The sequence below is a fragment of the Tardiphaga sp. GW822-FHT04G09 genome (assembly GCF_058800725.1).
The window spans coordinates 1-14181 of sequence record NZ_JBXAMO010000015.1 but is presented as its reverse complement, the minus strand read 5'-3'; the positions used below and the strand labels follow the sequence as shown (position 1 = coordinate 14181).

The following is a 14181-nucleotide window of genomic DNA, read 5'->3' as shown; positions in this document are numbered from 1 at the left end:
GGGCATGCGACAGCCAGATTACGTCTCGTTCATCTTGGCGGTTAGCTGGCCGGTCACCTGGTCCCCGGCTGGGCGTGGAAAAAGTCGAAAATCTTGCGGGCGCTCTCCGCCGAGATGCCAGGAACCTTGCCGAGGTCGCCTACGGAGGCTCGCTCGATCTCTTTTAACGTTCCGAAATGGTGCAGGAGTGCCCGCTTGCGGGTTGGGCCGATCCCCGGAATTTCCTGCAATCCGGCTTCGCGGATATCCTTCTTGCGCAGTGTGCGGTGCGATCCAATGACGAACCGATGCGCCTCGTCGCGCAGCCGCTGGATGAAATACAGCACGGGATCACGCGGCTCCAGCTTGATAGCCTCGCGGCCGGGAATGAACATGGTCTCGCGGCCAGCGTCACGATCCGGCCCCTTGGCCACCGCCATCAGGGTCACATGGGTCAGTTTCAGCTCGTCGAAGATCTCCTTGACCGCATTGAGCTGGCCGCGGCCGCCATCGATGATGACCAGATCCGGCCAGAGCGGCACGTCATCGTCTTTCGGCTTGACCACCTCGCCCTCGACCGGCGGCGCCAGCAGCCGCTTGAAACGACGCTGCAGCACCTCCTTCATCATCCCGTAGTCGTCGCCGGGCGTGAGCCCTTCGGACTTGATGTTGAACTTGCGGTACTGGTTCTTGATGAAGCCGTCCGGTCCCGCCACGATCATCGCGCCGACCGCATTGGTGCCCTGGATATGGCTGTTGTCATAGACTTCGACGCGCTTCGGCACCGTCGACATGCCCGCCATCTTCGACATGCCTTCCAGCAGACGCGTCTGCGTCGCCGTGTCGGCGAGTTTGCGGCCGAGCGCCTCGCGGGCATTGGTCAGCGCGTGGATGACCAGCTCTTTCTTTTCGCCGCGCTGCGGTGTCAGCACCTCGACTTTGAAGCCTGCCTTGACGCTAAGCGCGCTGGCCAGCAATTCGCTTTCCTCGATGGCATGCGACAGCAGCACCATCTTCGGCGGCGGCTTGTCCTCGTAGAACTGCGCCAGGAACGAGCCGAGCACTTCCTCCGGCGTGTATGATTTCTCGGCCTTGGGGAAATAGGCGCGGTTGCCCCAGTTCTGGCCGGTTCGGAAGAAGAACACCTCGACGCAGGAATAGCCGCCCTCCTGATGGATGGCGAAGACGTCGGCCTCTTCCACGGTGCGCGGATTGATGCCCTGCTGCGACTGAATGGCAGACAGGGCTGCAAGGCGGTCGCGATACAGCGCGGCGCGCTCGAAGGCGAGCTCCTCCGACGCTTTCTCCATTTCGCCGGCCAATAGCTGCTTCACCGCGCGGCTGCGGCCGGACAGGAAGTCCTTCGCCTCACGCACCAGTTCGGTATAGCCGGGAAAATCGATCTCGCCGGTGCAAGGACCGGAGCAGCGGCGGATTTGATACAGCAGACACGGACGTGTGCGGCTCTCGAAAAATGAATCCGTGCACGACCGCACCAGGAATGCGCGCTGCAGTGCCGTGATGGTGCGGTTGACCGCGCCCACCGACGCGAATGGACCGAAATAGCGGCCGGGCCGCGACTGCGCGCCACGATGCTTCAGAATCTGGGGGGCCCAGTGATCGCCCGTGATCAGAATATACGGAAAGGACTTGTCGTCGCGGAGCTGCACGTTGAAGCGCGGGCGCAGCTGCTTGATGAGATTGGCCTCAAGCAGCAGCGCCTCGGTCTCGGTTGCGGTCGAGATGATCTCCACCACCACCGTGGCCGCGATCATGCGTGCGATGCGCATTACCTGCCCGGTCGGCCTTGCATAGGACGACAGCCGCTTCTTCACGTTCTTGGCCTTGCCGACATACAGCACATCATTGGCCGCATTCAGCATCCGGTAGACGCCGGGCGAGGTCGGGGCGTGACGCACCGCATGTTCGATCGCCGCGCGGCCGAGCGCCAGCGGACCTTCAGCGATCGCTTCGCCGAGATCGTCGTCGCCGGTATCCGGGAGCGCGCCATCTTCCTCCTCGTCGGCCCCCGCGGGTTCCGGCTCGAGATCCGGTGGTGCCTGCAGGGTGGAAGGGATGTCCTGCCCGGAACCATGGCCATCGGTGTCTGACTCTGCCGCGGGTTCGGGCGACGTCTCGTGCAGCGGCTCGGTGGGGTCTTGAATCATGAGCCCAATTTAGGCGCTGCGGCGGACCATCGCCAGCATCCGGGCGCCCCGAAATGCCCAAGCAACAGCCGGTTTCCGTGGTCTTTGCAGCCAGCCACCGGATTTTGGCCGCCCGCCCCGGGAAATTCGCGAATTGCCAAAAGTAAGACTCTTTTAACGCCAATACGGCGGCGCTGAGGGCCGTTAAGGACCGCTTAATCTAAAACTCTCGATAAATCGTCTCGATCAATGATGGAATTCCGTAACCCTAAGACTTCGTTCGGCAGATCCCGAGCGCGCTCTCATGGGCCGGCAGTAACGCGTATTTTGGAGAGTTGAGATGAGTAAGTTTGCGTTCGCGGCAGTCGCCCTCGTGGCTGCAGGTGCGACAACAGCACATGCGGCGGACATGCCTTACCGGTCGCGCGCGCCCTATACGGTCGCCCAGCCGCTCAACGCCTATAGCTGGGCCGGCCCGTATCTGGGCGCCAATCTCGGTTACGAATGGGGCAGCGTCTCCAACAGCGGCGCGAAGCCCTCGGGCATCGCCGGCGGCGTCACCGGCGGTTACAACTGGCAGAGCGGCAACATCGTGTTCGGTCTCGAAGGCGATCTGCAGGGCACCGGCGCGGATGACCGCTTCGCTACCTACAAGTTCTCGAATCCCTGGTTCGGCACCGCGCGCGGCCGCATCGGCTATGCCTTCAACAACGTGCTGCTCTACGGCACCGCCGGTCTCTCCTTCGGCAGCCTGCAGGCCGAGCAGAGCGGCCTGCAGCAGTCCCAAACCTCGGTCGGCTGGACCGCCGGCGTCGGCGCCGAAGTCGGCATCTACCAGAACTGGACTGCCAAGATCGAATATCTCTATGTCGATCTGTCCAAGAACACCTACACGCTCACCGGCACCGACAGCGCGCTCAGCTTCGGCACCGTGCGCATCGGCGTGAACTACCACTTCTAAGCTTGGCTCCGGACGCCTCGCGTCCGGATCTCCTCCAGGTACAAGAAACCATTGCCATCCACTCCCGGCCGCACTGCGGCCGGGATTTTTTATGGCAACACGCACAGGCTGGATCCGTCGCTATCCTGTGATGACCAGATTGACCGCTTTGGGGCCCTTGCCCTTCTTGTCGGGCTCGACCTCGAAGGTGATCCGCTGCCCTTCGATCAGGTCCTTCAGGCCGGCGCGTTCGACCGCGGTGATGTGCACAAACACGTCCCGCCCGCCATCGTCCGGCTTGATGAAGCCGTAACCACGCTCGCCATTGAAAAACTTGACCGTACCGCTCATGCCCATCGGGTCCCTCCCCGCAATGCTCCGCCACGGCGCTTGGACACCGCGACCGACCGGACATTCACTCCACGGAAGCTAGGCCTCGTTTCAATATCGCTTTGGGCCACGTCACTCCGCCGCTACCATTCGCGGAAGCGGAACGTAAAGCCAGTCACAATGCCACCAGCTTAATACGGTTACGCCGGGATTGACTACCGTTTTTGGTGGTGCCGTTTGATAGTCGGAGTTTGCGTAGTTCGGCGCAGAGCCTGCGACGTCAGGGCTTGGCCGTTTCGAGTCTGAAGCGTCCGGCGCCGCCAAGACCGAGGGGCTTTTCGAGCTGCGGCAGGATTTCCTTGAGCTCGGCGGCAAGCTTCCACGGCGGATTGACGATCAGCAGACCGGTCGAGGTCAGCGGACCATCCGCCGTTTGCGGTGCAACGCTGAATTCGAGGCGCAGACATTTACCGGGCGTGGCAGATGCAGCAGCTGTCGCCGCGACGTGCTGCGCAAGGTCATCGGTGGCGCGGCGGCTTTTGGCCGGATACCACATCACATAAATGCCGGTCGCCCATTTGGCGTAGATCTGTTCGAAAGTCGCCGCCAGCCGTGCGAACTCTTTCTTGTCCTCATAGGGCGGGTCAATCAGCACCACGCCGCGGCGCTCCTTCGGCGGCAAGAAGGCCGGCAGACCGACCCAGCCGTCGATATCGACCACGCGCGCCTGCTCGTCCCTGCGCAAGGATGAAATGAGCTTCTTGCGCGCCTGCGGCTCGACTTCGCAGCAGACCATACTGTCCTGGGGCCGCATCAAGGCGCGCGCAATCAGCGGCGAGCCGGGATAGGCCTTGAGCTCGCGCGGCGCATTGAACGAACGGACGATGTCGAGATAGGGCGCGACCAGCGGCGCACTGGCTTCGCTGAACCGGGCCTGCAGGGCGCGCGCGATACCGGTCGTCCATTCACCGGACCGCGTGGCTTCGTCGCCGGTCAGGTCATAGAGTCCGGCGCCGGCGTGGCTGTCGATGACGCGGAACGGCGCCGGCTTCTCCTGCAGATGGGTCAGGATGCGGACCAGCACGATATGCTTGATGACGTCGGCAAAGTTGCCGGCGTGGAAGGCGTGGCGATAATTCATGCGCCAGCAGTACGCTACGATGGCTCACACCGCAAAAGCTTAGACGTTGATTCGTGCGTATTCCGGCCGCAAAAACGGTAGCCACTTCTGCGGAATCCGCGCCGGCTAGCCGCCCCGCATCGGCGGCATCACCACCTGATCGCGGCGGCAGGCGCGGCGATCGATCTCCTCGCAGGCGCGGAACTGGAGATCCTTGCTCATGCAGACCCGGACCTCGCTCAGGCGGTTACGATCGCAGGTCACGGCGATGGCCGAATTGCTGAGGCCCGGATTGACCTTGATGAAGGCTTCCTCGATAGCGTCCGGCGAAATTGTCTTGGTCTGCTGCAGATCGAGAAATTCGTCGGGAATTTTGACGCCGGCGCGCGCCTTGCGGATGGCTTCGAAATAGCCGCGCTGACCGAGGCCGGAGCAGGTGCCGTGCTTGTCCCATTCATTGAAGATCAGGCCGGGCGCCGGCATCAGGTCGAGCATGGATGTCATGATATTGCGCGCCAGCCGGGGCGATGGACGCTCGCAATAATTCGGGAAGCCACGGTCGTATTGCGGCCACAGGCCATGAACCACGAAAGAGTAAGGCCGGCCGCCGCATTGCATCTGGGCCGAGCGGTTGTTGCCGCCGCGCTCCTGAGCCGCCTCGCAGAAACTCGGCGACCATGACAGCGACAGCACGTAGAAATCGAATTCGCCGGGCGCATTCTGCCGGCGGTCCTGGGCGGAGGCCGGATCGACGCTTAGCGCCGCGAGCGCCAAAAACCCGAGTGAAATGACCAGTCTAAATGCCTGAAACATGACGCGCCCCACCCCTGAGAAGGGCAAACCTAATCAGGCATCAAGAACAATTCAAGAACAAAATGGGTTGGATCCGCAAACGAAGCTTAGTGCTTCGCGGCCCGGCAACGCGGGTTATAGGACCAGTCGCGGTCGAGACCGACGACACACCATTCCACGCCCTGGCCGTAACCGGCAAAGCCGCCGTCCTCGACGATCGAGTAGTGCACCTGGCGCGTCTTGCCATCGGTCAGCATCGCGTCGGCGGTGCAGTAGCGGCGCGGAATATTGTCGGAGGTCCAGGGGCGGAAGGCCGTCTCATGGACGCGGCTGAAGCCGGTGATCTGCAGCGCCGAATTCCAGAAGGTGCTTTCCTTGTCCTGGAACTGGGACGAAATCGTCGAGAGACCGGCTTCGCAATCCGCCAGACGGCCCTCGTAGTTCGGCCCGGACAGCCAGAAGTTCAGCTCGAGCGGGTTCGCAGCCTGTGCGCCCGGAGCCAGGGTCATAAGCCCGAGAACGGCGCCGGCAACGGCAGCCAGGGCGGCTTTCTTCCAGGATGAGATGAGGTCGCGCATGGGGAATCCGCCGTCTGATGATTGTTCCCGGAACGTGCCGCGAAGCCCGTGCAGGGTCAAGTGCAGCACGGCAACACCCTGCGCACAACTCCGTCAGAACCACACCGGCGTTCTTTTCAGCGTCGCCGATGCCCTCTAAGGTGCCCGCAACGACGATGGAGACGGTAATGCGAATGATTCGGTTGGCGATTTTGGCTGCAGGCCTGAGCGGTGCGATCGTGAGCAGCGCGGCCCAGGCCGACTGGGTGCCGCCATTCAAGGGCAATGACACCGGCGGCATCATCTCCACATCCCTGATCAGCCAGACCGATATTCGCGCCCTGGCGATCGACCATTGCGCGCGTTACGGCAAGGTCGTGAAATTCCTGAGCACACCGCAGGAATATGGCGCCTACGTCTCGTTCGCCTGCCGCTGGGTGCCCTACGGCGCCTCGGACCGCCCGTTGCGCGTTCGCTACTGAGCTTCTCCGTTCGCGACTGAACCTTTTGGCGTGATACGGCGTCTCATCGGCTTGGGGAGAACCAGGCATGATGAGACGCTGTTTTTCATTGTTGAATGTTCCAGTCTTGAGCGCAGCGGCGGTGCTGTGGACCATGTCCGCCATCGCCGATCCCATCGAGTTGCCGGCACGCAAGGCCGGGCTTTGGGAAATGAAGATGCAAGGCAGTGCCGGAATGCCCGGCATGACCATGCAGCACTGCACCGATGAGACCACCGACAAGGTCATGAACACCACCTTCTCGCCGATGGCAAAGGACATGTGTTCGAAGAACGAAATGAAGAAGACCGCCACCGGCTATGTCACGGATTCGGTCTGCAACATCGGCGGCACCACCAGCACGTCGCACGCCGAGATCACCGGCGATTTCAATTCCGCCTATACGATGAAGATCACGTCGCAAAGTTCGGGCGGCGCCAAGGCCAATGCGGGCGACAGCACCACGCAGCTGGAGGCGAGATGGCTCGGCGCCTGCAAGCCGGACCAGAAGCCCGGCGACATCATGATGCCTGGCGGCATGAAGATGAATGTCAAGGACATGGAGAAGATGAAGGGCATGCGATCCAGGTAACGGCATAGCCGCTGCCGGACGCTTCCCATCGCCGCGATGATCGCTATAGATGATGCTAATCATCCCAATGGCGCGCCATGACGCCAGCGACAGGAAACACAGGATCGCGCAATGACCGAATTCACAGCATTGATGGCCGGCATGGCCAAGTCCGGCGATGGCTGGGCCGTTGGCGTCAGCGAAGACTGGCTGCAGGGCCGCACCGTCTATGGCGGCCTCGCAGCAGCCCTGTGCATGCAGGCCGCGCTGAACGAATTCGGCGACGTGCCGCCGCTGCGTTCGGCACAGATCGCCTTTATCGGCCCCGCCTCCGGTCAATTGCAGTTGAAACCGAACGTGCTGCGCAAGGGCAAATCGACCCTGTTCGCCAGCGTCGATCTTGTCGGCGACGCCGGGCTCGCGACCCGCGCCATGTTCTGTTTTGGCGCTGCACGCGAATCGGCATTTTCGCATGTTGCGATCGGCAAACCGGATTTGAAGGCGCCCGAGACCTGCCCGGACTTCTTCCGCAGCGCGCCACCAGCCCTGAGCTTCGTGCAACATCTCGAAGGCCGCTTCGTAAGCGGATCGCCACCGTTCAGCGGCAGTGAGGATCCGCAAATGATGCTGTGGCTGCGGCTTCGCGAACAAGGCATCCGACCTTCGCTGGTCCCGCTGCTCGCATTGGCCGATGCACCGCCACCGGCTGCGTCCGCGCGCTCAACTGCACCATCGCCGATCTCAACCATGACCTGGTCGATCGACATGCTCACCGACGAGATCGCCACCGACGACGGCTGGTGGCTGATCCACAACGTCGCCGAACAGATCGCCCATGGTTATTCCAGCCAGGCGATGACGCTTTGGAATCGAAACGGCCGGCCGATCATGGCCAGCCGTCAGAATATTGCAGTGTTTGGATAGAGGCTTACTTCTTTGCCGCAGCAGCTGCGGCATAGCGCTCGATGAAGGTCTTGCCACCCTTCATCTTGTTGTTGTGCTGCGCTTCGTTGATCTGGATCGTGACGGCTTCGGCATCGACGCCGAGGTTCTTCACCAGCGCCTGGGTGATGTCGAGCATCATGCCCTTCTTCTGCTCGTCGGTGCGGCCGGCGGCCAGGTTGATCGTGATCTCAGGCATTGATGTCTCCCGTTGCTCTACCAATTGTTGGCGCGTGGATTAATTCCACTTCACGCCGTGCTTGTCGAGAATCTTGCGGACTGCGCTCACGAGATCGTTTTCCGCGATCCTGGTCTGCGCCTCTGCCTGCTTCTGCAGATAGGCCTCGCGATCGCCTTCCAGATCCGACAGCCCGGCGCCGAGGATCAGGTCCTTCAGCATCACTTCGCCGGTCGCCTTTTCGTCGGAGCCCTGAATGATCACGCAGGGCGAATTGCGCCGGTCGGCATATTTCAACTGGTTGCCCATGTTCTTGGGATTGCCGAGATAGAGTTCGGCGCGGATGCCGGCATTGCGCAGGCTTGCAACCATCTTCTGATAATCGGCGACGCGGTCGCGATCGAACACGGTCACAACCACCGGGCCAAAGGCCGGCGTGGTATCGATCTTGCCGAGCAGCGTCAGTGCCGCCTGCAGACGCGACACGCCGATCGAGAAGCCGGTCGCCGGCACCAGTTCGCCACGGAAACGCGAGACAAGTCCGTCATAGCGACCACCGCCGCCGACCGAACCGAAGCGCACGGGGCGGCCCTTCTCGTCCTTGGCTTCCAGCAGAAGCTCAACTTCATAGACCGGGCCGGTGTAGTATTCGAGGCCGCGGACAACAGACGGATCGATCTTGATACGATCCGCACCATAGCCCGCTGCGCTGATCAATTTTGCGATCTCGTCGAGCTCGGCGCGCCCCTGCCTGTAAGCATCGGACTTTGCGAGTTCATCCTGCGCCGTTTCAGCATCAAGGCTGCGCAGCACAATTTCGGAAGCTTCAGTCGACAAACCAGCGCCCTTGGTGAAGTCACCCTTGCCTTCCTCGCCGCCATCCCAGCGGCCAGGACCGAGCAGCTTCTTGATCTCATCAACCGGAAACTTGTCCATCTTGTCGATAGCGCGCAGCACGGTGAGCCGTCGCCCGGCATTGTCGTCACCGCCGAGGCCGATGCTCTCCATCACGCCGTCGAGCACCTTGCGATTGTTGACGCGCACCACATAGCTGCCGCGCGGAATGCCGAGCGCTTCCATCGCATCCGCCGCCATCATGCACATTTCGGCATCCGCGGCTGGCGAGCCGGAGCCGACCGTGTCGGCATCGAACTGCATGAACTGGCGGAAGCGGCCCGGGCCCGGCTTCTCATTGCGATAGACGTAACCTGCACGGTAGCTGCGATACGGCTTCGGCAGCGCGTCCCAGTGTTCGGCGACATAGCGCGCCAGCGGCGCGGTCAGGTCGTAACGCAGCGAGATCCACTGTTCATCGTCGTCCTGGAACGAGAACACGCCCTCGTTCGGACGGTCCTGATCAGGCAGGAATTTACCGAGCGCGTCGGTGAATTCCATGGTCGGGGTCTCGACCGGCTCGAAGCCGTAACGCTCATAGACCTCGCGGATAGTGTCGGTCATGCGCCGTGTCGCGGCGATATCTGCCGGTCCGCGGTCGCCGAGGCCGCGCGGCAGGCGCGCGCGCAGTTTCTGGGGTTTTTTGGGTTTGTCAGCCATGGCGCGTCGTACCAGCGCCGGCCGGAACCGGCAAGCACTGGAGCCGCTGCCAATCTTGCTTGGCGACGCCCAAAACCGGCACGCCGCTGCGGCGGAACCTTCGTCTGGCCTTCCCGTTCATTTTCATATGCCGGTCAGCCTGGCCGGAGCAGAATGAGGCTTCCACGATGCCACCGCTCGCAAGCGCCCTGGTGCGAACAGGGCTGGCGCTCAAGCTCAATCAGGTCAAGCGCGCCACGTCGTCCTATGTCCGTGACCGCACCGAACAGACCCAGGGCATCGCCGTGTCCTATGCTGTTGCTGCCGGGCTTTACGCCGCCGCCGGCATCTTCCTGATCGCCACCTTGCTCGTCGGCGCCGCCGCGCTGTTTCGCTGGGTCGAATTGCGCTACGGCCTGTTTCAGGCATTTGGCGCAACCGGCGGGTTGCTGCTGGTGCTCGCTGCGCTCTTCGCCATCCTCGCGGCGAGCCGCCTGAAGCGCCCCGCAAAACAGTTTCCGAGTCTGGGCAGCCGGCTGCGCGTCGCGATCAATGCGAGCCCTGCCAAGCATGAGCAGGTCACATCGGCCGCACCGCATCGTGCGGCTGCACCCAACGAATTCAGGCCGAGCACACGCTCCGCCCAGCCCGCGCCAAACAATGGCCCCGTCAAAGCCGGCCTCGTTCTGGCCGCAACGCTTGCCGGCTGGGCCCTTGCAAGGCGCCGCAGCCTTGCGCAGTCGGCCGCTGCCCGCAGACCCGCGAGCAAAGCGAACGCCTGATGGCCGTCCGCCGATCCGACACGGACAGTCTGCTGCTGGTGGCAGCGACCATCTTTGCCGTGCTCGCCTTGCAGAGCTTTCTCTCCACGCGCACAGCCGAGAAATCCGTTGCCGATGAGCCGGAACCGATCGGCGACACCGATGTCCCGCCACCGGCGACGTTCACACGCGAACTCGCACAGCCCGGCCGCGGTCGTCTTTCTTCCAGCCCGCTGCAGATCCCATGGACGGGCTGGAAGGATGTGCTGTGGCGCACCTATGAGCAGATCAACGACGACCGGCTGCTGGCGATTGCCGCAGGCGTGGTGTTCTTCGGTCTCCTCGCCGTATTTCCGGCGATCACGGCACTGGTCTCCTGCTACGGCCTGTTCGCCGATGCTTCAACAATCTCAGACAATCTGCAAACACTGGCGCTGATGCTGCCGGATGGCTCGTTCCAGATTGTGCAGGACCAGATCGCGCGCGTGCTCGCCAACGGGCAGGCCAAGCTCGGCCTTGCTTTCCTGTTCGGCCTTGCGCTGGCGCTGTGGAGCGCCAATGCCGGGGTGAAGGCCGTGATCGATGCGCTCAATGTCGTCTATGGCGAGCGCGAGAAGCGCAGCTTCATCAGGCTCAACCTGCTGTCGCTCGCCTTCACCACCGGCGCCATCGCGACCCTGCTGCTGATGGTCAGCGCGGTCGTCGCGCTGCCGCTGACGCTGGACAAGATCGGTCTCGCGGCCGACAGCAAGATGATCATCAGCCTCGCCCGCTGGCCGCTGCTGTTGCTGGTGGTCATGCTGGCGCTCGGTATTCTCTACCGGTTCGGCCCGAGCCGCCCGGGCGCGCGCTGGGAATGGCTCAGCATCGGCACCCTCGCCGCCACCCTGCTCTGGCTCGCCGGCTCAGCGCTGCTGTCCTGGTACCTGTCCAATTTCGGCAATTACAGCGCCACTTACGGCTCTCTCGGCGCCGCCATCGGCCTGATGATGTGGATGTGGATGTCAGCGATCATCGTGCTGTGCGGGGCCGAGCTGAATTCCGAGATCGAGCACCAGACGGCCGTGGATACCACCGTCGGGCCGGGCCGGCCGATGGGCGCGCGCGGTGCCGCCATGGCCGATACGCTTGGCCGCGCCAGCGCCTGAGGGCAAAAGCACCGGTGGGCAAGTTCCCCGAGCCCTGCTTTCCGAATCAACAATAATGCTAAGCTTGGCCGGACACTTAAGGCGCAAGTAGCGCTCGCGGCTGGACCCCGTCATGCCGTGCAGGAGTTTGGGTTTGAGGATGTTGCGCGCGTTATGATCCGCATCTCCACGATTTTCGTTGGCATCTGCATGATGCTGGTCGCGGCATCGCTTGGCATGGTGCTGTATGCGATCGCCGGCGTCAGCGGCTATGAGTCCGCCATCGTCGCGCTGGCCACGCTCACCGTCATGATTCTCTACAACGCCGTGTCGATGCGGATCAAAGACCGCAACGAATCCACCGGCCAGATCACCGACCTGTCGCGCGGCACCGCCGATCTCGCCCGGCAGGTTGCCGAATTCGGCCGCCGCCTCGCTTTGGTCGAAAGCAAGATCGCGTCAGCCAGTTCCGCCAATCAGGAGCGCATCCAGACTGTCGTCGGCGAGATCGGCGAATTAGGCGCGCTGGTGAAACAGCTGGCGACGTCGGTCGCCAGCCATGAGGACATGCTGACCGCGATGCCGGCGACGGTTTCGGCGGCGAGCGCGCCGCCATCGCCGGTCAAGGCCGTGGCCGTTGCTGATGTTCCGCTCGCCGTCAAAGACACCGTGACGCCGACCGCGCCCGTGATCGTCGTCAGGCCTGAAGCAGCGCCGTCGCGCAGCGATGCACAGTTCACCGCCGTGGTGAAGAATGCCATCGCCGACAACCGCATCGACATCTATCTGCAGCCGATGGTCACGCTGCCGCAGCGCAAGGTACGCTTCTACGAGGCGATGACGCGGCTGCGCGACGACAAGGATCAGGTGATCACCGCCGACGAGTTCATCGGCCCGGCGGAAGCGGCCGGCCTGATGGGCCAGATCGATCACATGGTGCTGCTGCGCTGCATGCAGGTGCTGCGCCGTCTGATGGTGCGCAACAAGGATGTCGGCGTGTTCTGCAACATGGCCGGCACCACGCTGGCCAATGCCGAGACCTTCGCACAATGCATCGACTTCCTCGAAGCCAACCGCGCGCTGGCGCCGTCCTTCGTGCTGGAATTCAAGCAGAGCGCGTTCCGCAATCTCGGCCCGATCGAGAGCGAACACCTCGCCGCCCTCGCGCAGCGCGGCTATCGTTTCTCCATCGATCATGTCACGGATCTGCGGATCGAGCCGCGCGACCTCGCCGATCGCGGGGTGCGCTTCATCAAGGTCCCGGCGTCGCTGTTGCTGGACCCCAAACACAGCTCGAATTCCGACATTCACCCCGCCGATCTCTCCGACCTGCTCGGCCGCTTCGGGATCGACCTGATCGCCGAGCGGATCGAGGGCGAACGGGCCGTGGTGGACCTGCTCGACTTCGACGTCCGGTTCGGGCAAGGCTTCCTTTTCGCGGCGCCCCGCCCGCTCAGGCCGGAAACTCCGGCCCATGGCGGTGCGTCAAATCCTCCCGCCAAGGAACTCGCCAAGGAACCTGCGAAGGAACCTGCCAAGGCGCCCACGGACCCCAATGGCCCAGCGAGATCTGCACCAAGCACGCCTGCGCGGCCTGAGCCGCCGCGCTCCACCGGCAATGCCGCGCTGGCGCGCCGCGCCACCGGCCCGAACTGATCGGCACTCAATCCAATGACCACACTGCGTTTCGTCGAGCGCTTGCGCGACCTCACCGGACATGTCGATGTCGTCCTCAGCGACATCTGGGGCGTCGTCCATAACGGTCTCGAATCTTTCCCCGAAGCCTGCGAGGCACTGCATACGTTCCGCGCCCAGGGCGGCACGGTGATCCTGATCACCAACGCGCCGCGGCCGGCGGATTCCGTGCAACGGCAACTGCGCAAGCTCGGCGTCGCCGACGACGTCTATGATGCGATCGTGTCGTCCGGCGACCTGACCCGCAATTTCGTCGCCGGCCGACCGGGTCAGGCGATGTATCTGATCGGACCGGACCGCGACAGCTCGATCCATCGCGGCCTCGATGTGAAGCTGGTACCGCTAGAACAGGCGGACTACATCGTCTGCAGCGGACTGTTCGACGACGAAACCGAATCCGCCGACGATTATCGCGATATGATGAACCAGGCGCTGGCGCGCAAACTGACGCTGGTTTGTGCCAATCCGGACATCATCGTCGAACGCGGCGACCGCCTGATCTATTGCGCCGGCGCGGTCGCCGAGCTCTATCGCGAGATGGGCGGCGAGGTGATCTTCTACGGCAAACCGCATCGGCCGATTTACGATCAGGCCATGGCGCTGGCGAAAGCAAAGCGCGGCAAGGACACCGCGCTGGATCGCGTGCTGGCGATCGGCGATTCCGTGCGCACCGATCTCACCGGCGCCCATGCCTATGGCATCGACCTGCTGTTCGTTACCCGCGGCATCCATGCCGGGGACTTCGAAGGCATCGAACAGATGGGCGCCGCGGAAGTGAAGGAACTGTTCGGCCATCCGCCGAAGGCGCTGATGCGTGAATTGAAGTGGTGAGCTGAGGTAAGGCGCGATCGTAGGATGGGGTGAGCGTCTTCGCGAAACCCGTCTTCGAACGGTTTGCAGTTGATGGGTTTCGCTCCGGGGCGATGCGCCTCCGCTCTACCCATCCTTGTATTAGCGTGTTGCGCTATAGTGGCCTCGTTCCGTGAGGAATGGCCCAGCCCGGGTGGCC

General features: G+C 63.1%; 15 protein-coding genes. 8 read left to right on the top strand and 7 right to left on the bottom strand.

The window, feature by feature from the left end; genetic code table 11:
* Positions 1–53: 53 nt before the first annotated feature.
* Positions 54–2147 carry an excinuclease ABC subunit UvrC gene (uvrC, locus tag AC1RLZ_RS21875; RefSeq protein ID WP_493190301.1) on the bottom strand — a complete coding sequence of 698 codons (2094 nt, stop codon included), beginning with the start codon at positions 2145–2147 and terminating at the stop codon, positions 54–56.
* Positions 2148–2466: 319 nt separating this feature from the next.
* Here uvrC and AC1RLZ_RS21870 point away from each other — a divergent pair, with 319 nt between their 5' ends.
* Entirely contained in the window at positions 2467–3087 is a 621-nt protein-coding gene (locus AC1RLZ_RS21870; RefSeq protein ID WP_493190300.1) for an outer membrane protein, read from the top strand.
* A gap of 120 nt (positions 3088–3207) precedes the next feature.
* On the opposite strand, the gene AC1RLZ_RS21865 is transcribed toward AC1RLZ_RS21870, so the two are convergent.
* From AC1RLZ_RS21865 to AC1RLZ_RS21850, 4 genes are all read right to left on the bottom strand, one after another.
* Positions 3208–3423, bottom strand: a complete 216-nt coding sequence (locus AC1RLZ_RS21865) for a cold-shock protein (RefSeq protein ID WP_068731145.1) — start codon at positions 3421–3423, stop codon at positions 3208–3210.
* 253 nt (positions 3424–3676) lie between these two features.
* Positions 3677–4537, bottom strand: coding sequence for a 23S rRNA (adenine(2030)-N(6))-methyltransferase RlmJ (locus AC1RLZ_RS21860; protein ID WP_493190299.1), 861 nt, complete (start codon positions 4535–4537; stop codon positions 3677–3679).
* 105 nt (positions 4538–4642) lie between these two features.
* Positions 4643–5329: a ribonuclease T2 family protein gene (locus tag AC1RLZ_RS21855; RefSeq protein ID WP_371421214.1), complete on the bottom strand. Its 687-nt coding sequence runs from the start codon at positions 5327–5329 to the stop codon at positions 4643–4645.
* 86 nt (positions 5330–5415) lie between these two features.
* Positions 5416–5886 (bottom strand): hypothetical protein, encoded by a 471-nt coding sequence (locus tag AC1RLZ_RS21850; RefSeq protein WP_493190298.1) that lies wholly within the window; start codon positions 5884–5886, stop codon positions 5416–5418.
* A gap of 167 nt (positions 5887–6053) precedes the next feature.
* Here AC1RLZ_RS21850 and AC1RLZ_RS21845 point away from each other — a divergent pair, with 167 nt between their 5' ends.
* The 3 genes from AC1RLZ_RS21845 (at position 6054) to AC1RLZ_RS21835 (ending at position 7860) form a co-directional block, all read left to right on the top strand.
* Entirely contained in the window at positions 6054–6347 is a 294-nt protein-coding gene (locus AC1RLZ_RS21845) for a hypothetical protein (protein WP_493190297.1), read from the top strand.
* A gap of 70 nt (positions 6348–6417) precedes the next feature.
* Positions 6418–6957: a DUF3617 domain-containing protein gene (locus tag AC1RLZ_RS21840; protein WP_493190396.1), complete on the top strand. Its 540-nt coding sequence runs from the start codon at positions 6418–6420 to the stop codon at positions 6955–6957.
* Between the two features lie 111 nt (positions 6958–7068).
* Positions 7069–7860, top strand: a complete 792-nt coding sequence (locus tag AC1RLZ_RS21835) for a thioesterase family protein (RefSeq protein ID WP_493190296.1) — start codon at positions 7069–7071, stop codon at positions 7858–7860.
* Positions 7861–7864: 4 nt separating this feature from the next.
* On the opposite strand, the gene AC1RLZ_RS21830 is transcribed toward AC1RLZ_RS21835, so the two are convergent.
* Together AC1RLZ_RS21830 and hisS are read right to left on the bottom strand one after the other, a co-directional pair.
* Positions 7865–8101: a tautomerase family protein gene (locus AC1RLZ_RS21830; RefSeq protein WP_371421218.1), complete on the bottom strand. Its 237-nt coding sequence runs from the start codon at positions 8099–8101 to the stop codon at positions 7865–7867.
* Positions 8102–8116: 15 nt separating this feature from the next.
* A complete protein-coding gene (hisS, locus tag AC1RLZ_RS21825) occupies positions 8117–9610 on the bottom strand; it encodes a histidine--tRNA ligase (RefSeq protein WP_493190295.1) in 1494 nt (497 codons plus the stop codon).
* Between the two features lie 167 nt (positions 9611–9777).
* Here hisS and AC1RLZ_RS21820 point away from each other — a divergent pair, with 167 nt between their 5' ends.
* The 4 genes from AC1RLZ_RS21820 to AC1RLZ_RS21805 all read left to right on the top strand — a co-directional run bounded on the left by AC1RLZ_RS21820 (position 9778) and on the right by AC1RLZ_RS21805 (position 14003).
* A complete protein-coding gene (locus tag AC1RLZ_RS21820; RefSeq protein WP_371421220.1) occupies positions 9778–10371 on the top strand; it encodes a phage holin family protein in 594 nt (197 codons plus the stop codon).
* Complete coding sequence (locus tag AC1RLZ_RS21815; protein WP_493190294.1) at positions 10371–11498, top strand: YihY/virulence factor BrkB family protein; 1128 nt, start codon at positions 10371–10373, stop codon at positions 11496–11498. The genes AC1RLZ_RS21820 and AC1RLZ_RS21815 overlap by 1 nt, the downstream gene beginning before the upstream one ends.
* A gap of 153 nt (positions 11499–11651) precedes the next feature.
* Positions 11652–13133, top strand: coding sequence for an EAL domain-containing protein (locus AC1RLZ_RS21810; protein ID WP_493190293.1), 1482 nt, complete (start codon positions 11652–11654; stop codon positions 13131–13133).
* A 15-nt stretch (positions 13134–13148) separates the two neighbouring features.
* Positions 13149–14003 carry a TIGR01459 family HAD-type hydrolase gene (locus AC1RLZ_RS21805; protein ID WP_493190292.1) on the top strand — a complete coding sequence of 285 codons (855 nt, stop codon included), beginning with the start codon at positions 13149–13151 and terminating at the stop codon, positions 14001–14003.
* Positions 14004–14181 lie beyond the last annotated feature (178 nt).

Bases quoted from the DNA above. Each gene is read 5' to 3' on its own strand.
- AC1RLZ_RS21835 (WP_493190296.1), top strand. From the start codon at position 7,069: ATGACCGAATTCACAGCATTGATGGCCGGCATGGCCAAGTCCGGCGAT.
- hisS (WP_493190295.1), bottom strand. From the start codon at position 9,610: ATGGCTGACAAACCCAAAAAACCCCAGAAACTGCGCGCGCGCCTGCCG.
- AC1RLZ_RS21865 (WP_068731145.1), bottom strand. From the start codon at position 3,423: ATGGGCATGAGCGGTACGGTCAAGTTTTTCAATGGCGAGCGTGGTTAC.
- AC1RLZ_RS21845 (WP_493190297.1), top strand. From the start codon at position 6,054: ATGCGAATGATTCGGTTGGCGATTTTGGCTGCAGGCCTGAGCGGTGCG.
- uvrC (WP_493190301.1), bottom strand. From the start codon at position 2,147: ATGATTCAAGACCCCACCGAGCCGCTGCACGAGACGTCGCCCGAACCC.
- AC1RLZ_RS21860 (WP_493190299.1), bottom strand. From the start codon at position 4,537: ATGAATTATCGCCACGCCTTCCACGCCGGCAACTTTGCCGACGTCATC.
- AC1RLZ_RS21870 (WP_493190300.1), top strand. From the start codon at position 2,467: ATGAGTAAGTTTGCGTTCGCGGCAGTCGCCCTCGTGGCTGCAGGTGCG.
- AC1RLZ_RS21810 (WP_493190293.1), top strand. From the start codon at position 11,652: ATGATCCGCATCTCCACGATTTTCGTTGGCATCTGCATGATGCTGGTC.
- AC1RLZ_RS21805 (WP_493190292.1), top strand. From the start codon at position 13,149: ATGACCACACTGCGTTTCGTCGAGCGCTTGCGCGACCTCACCGGACAT.
- AC1RLZ_RS21855 (WP_371421214.1), bottom strand. From the start codon at position 5,329: ATGTTTCAGGCATTTAGACTGGTCATTTCACTCGGGTTTTTGGCGCTC.
- AC1RLZ_RS21815 (WP_493190294.1), top strand. From the start codon at position 10,371: ATGGCCGTCCGCCGATCCGACACGGACAGTCTGCTGCTGGTGGCAGCG.
- AC1RLZ_RS21840 (WP_493190396.1), top strand. From the start codon at position 6,418: ATGAGACGCTGTTTTTCATTGTTGAATGTTCCAGTCTTGAGCGCAGCG.
- AC1RLZ_RS21850 (WP_493190298.1), bottom strand. From the start codon at position 5,886: ATGCGCGACCTCATCTCATCCTGGAAGAAAGCCGCCCTGGCTGCCGTT.
- AC1RLZ_RS21820 (WP_371421220.1), top strand. From the start codon at position 9,778: ATGCCACCGCTCGCAAGCGCCCTGGTGCGAACAGGGCTGGCGCTCAAG.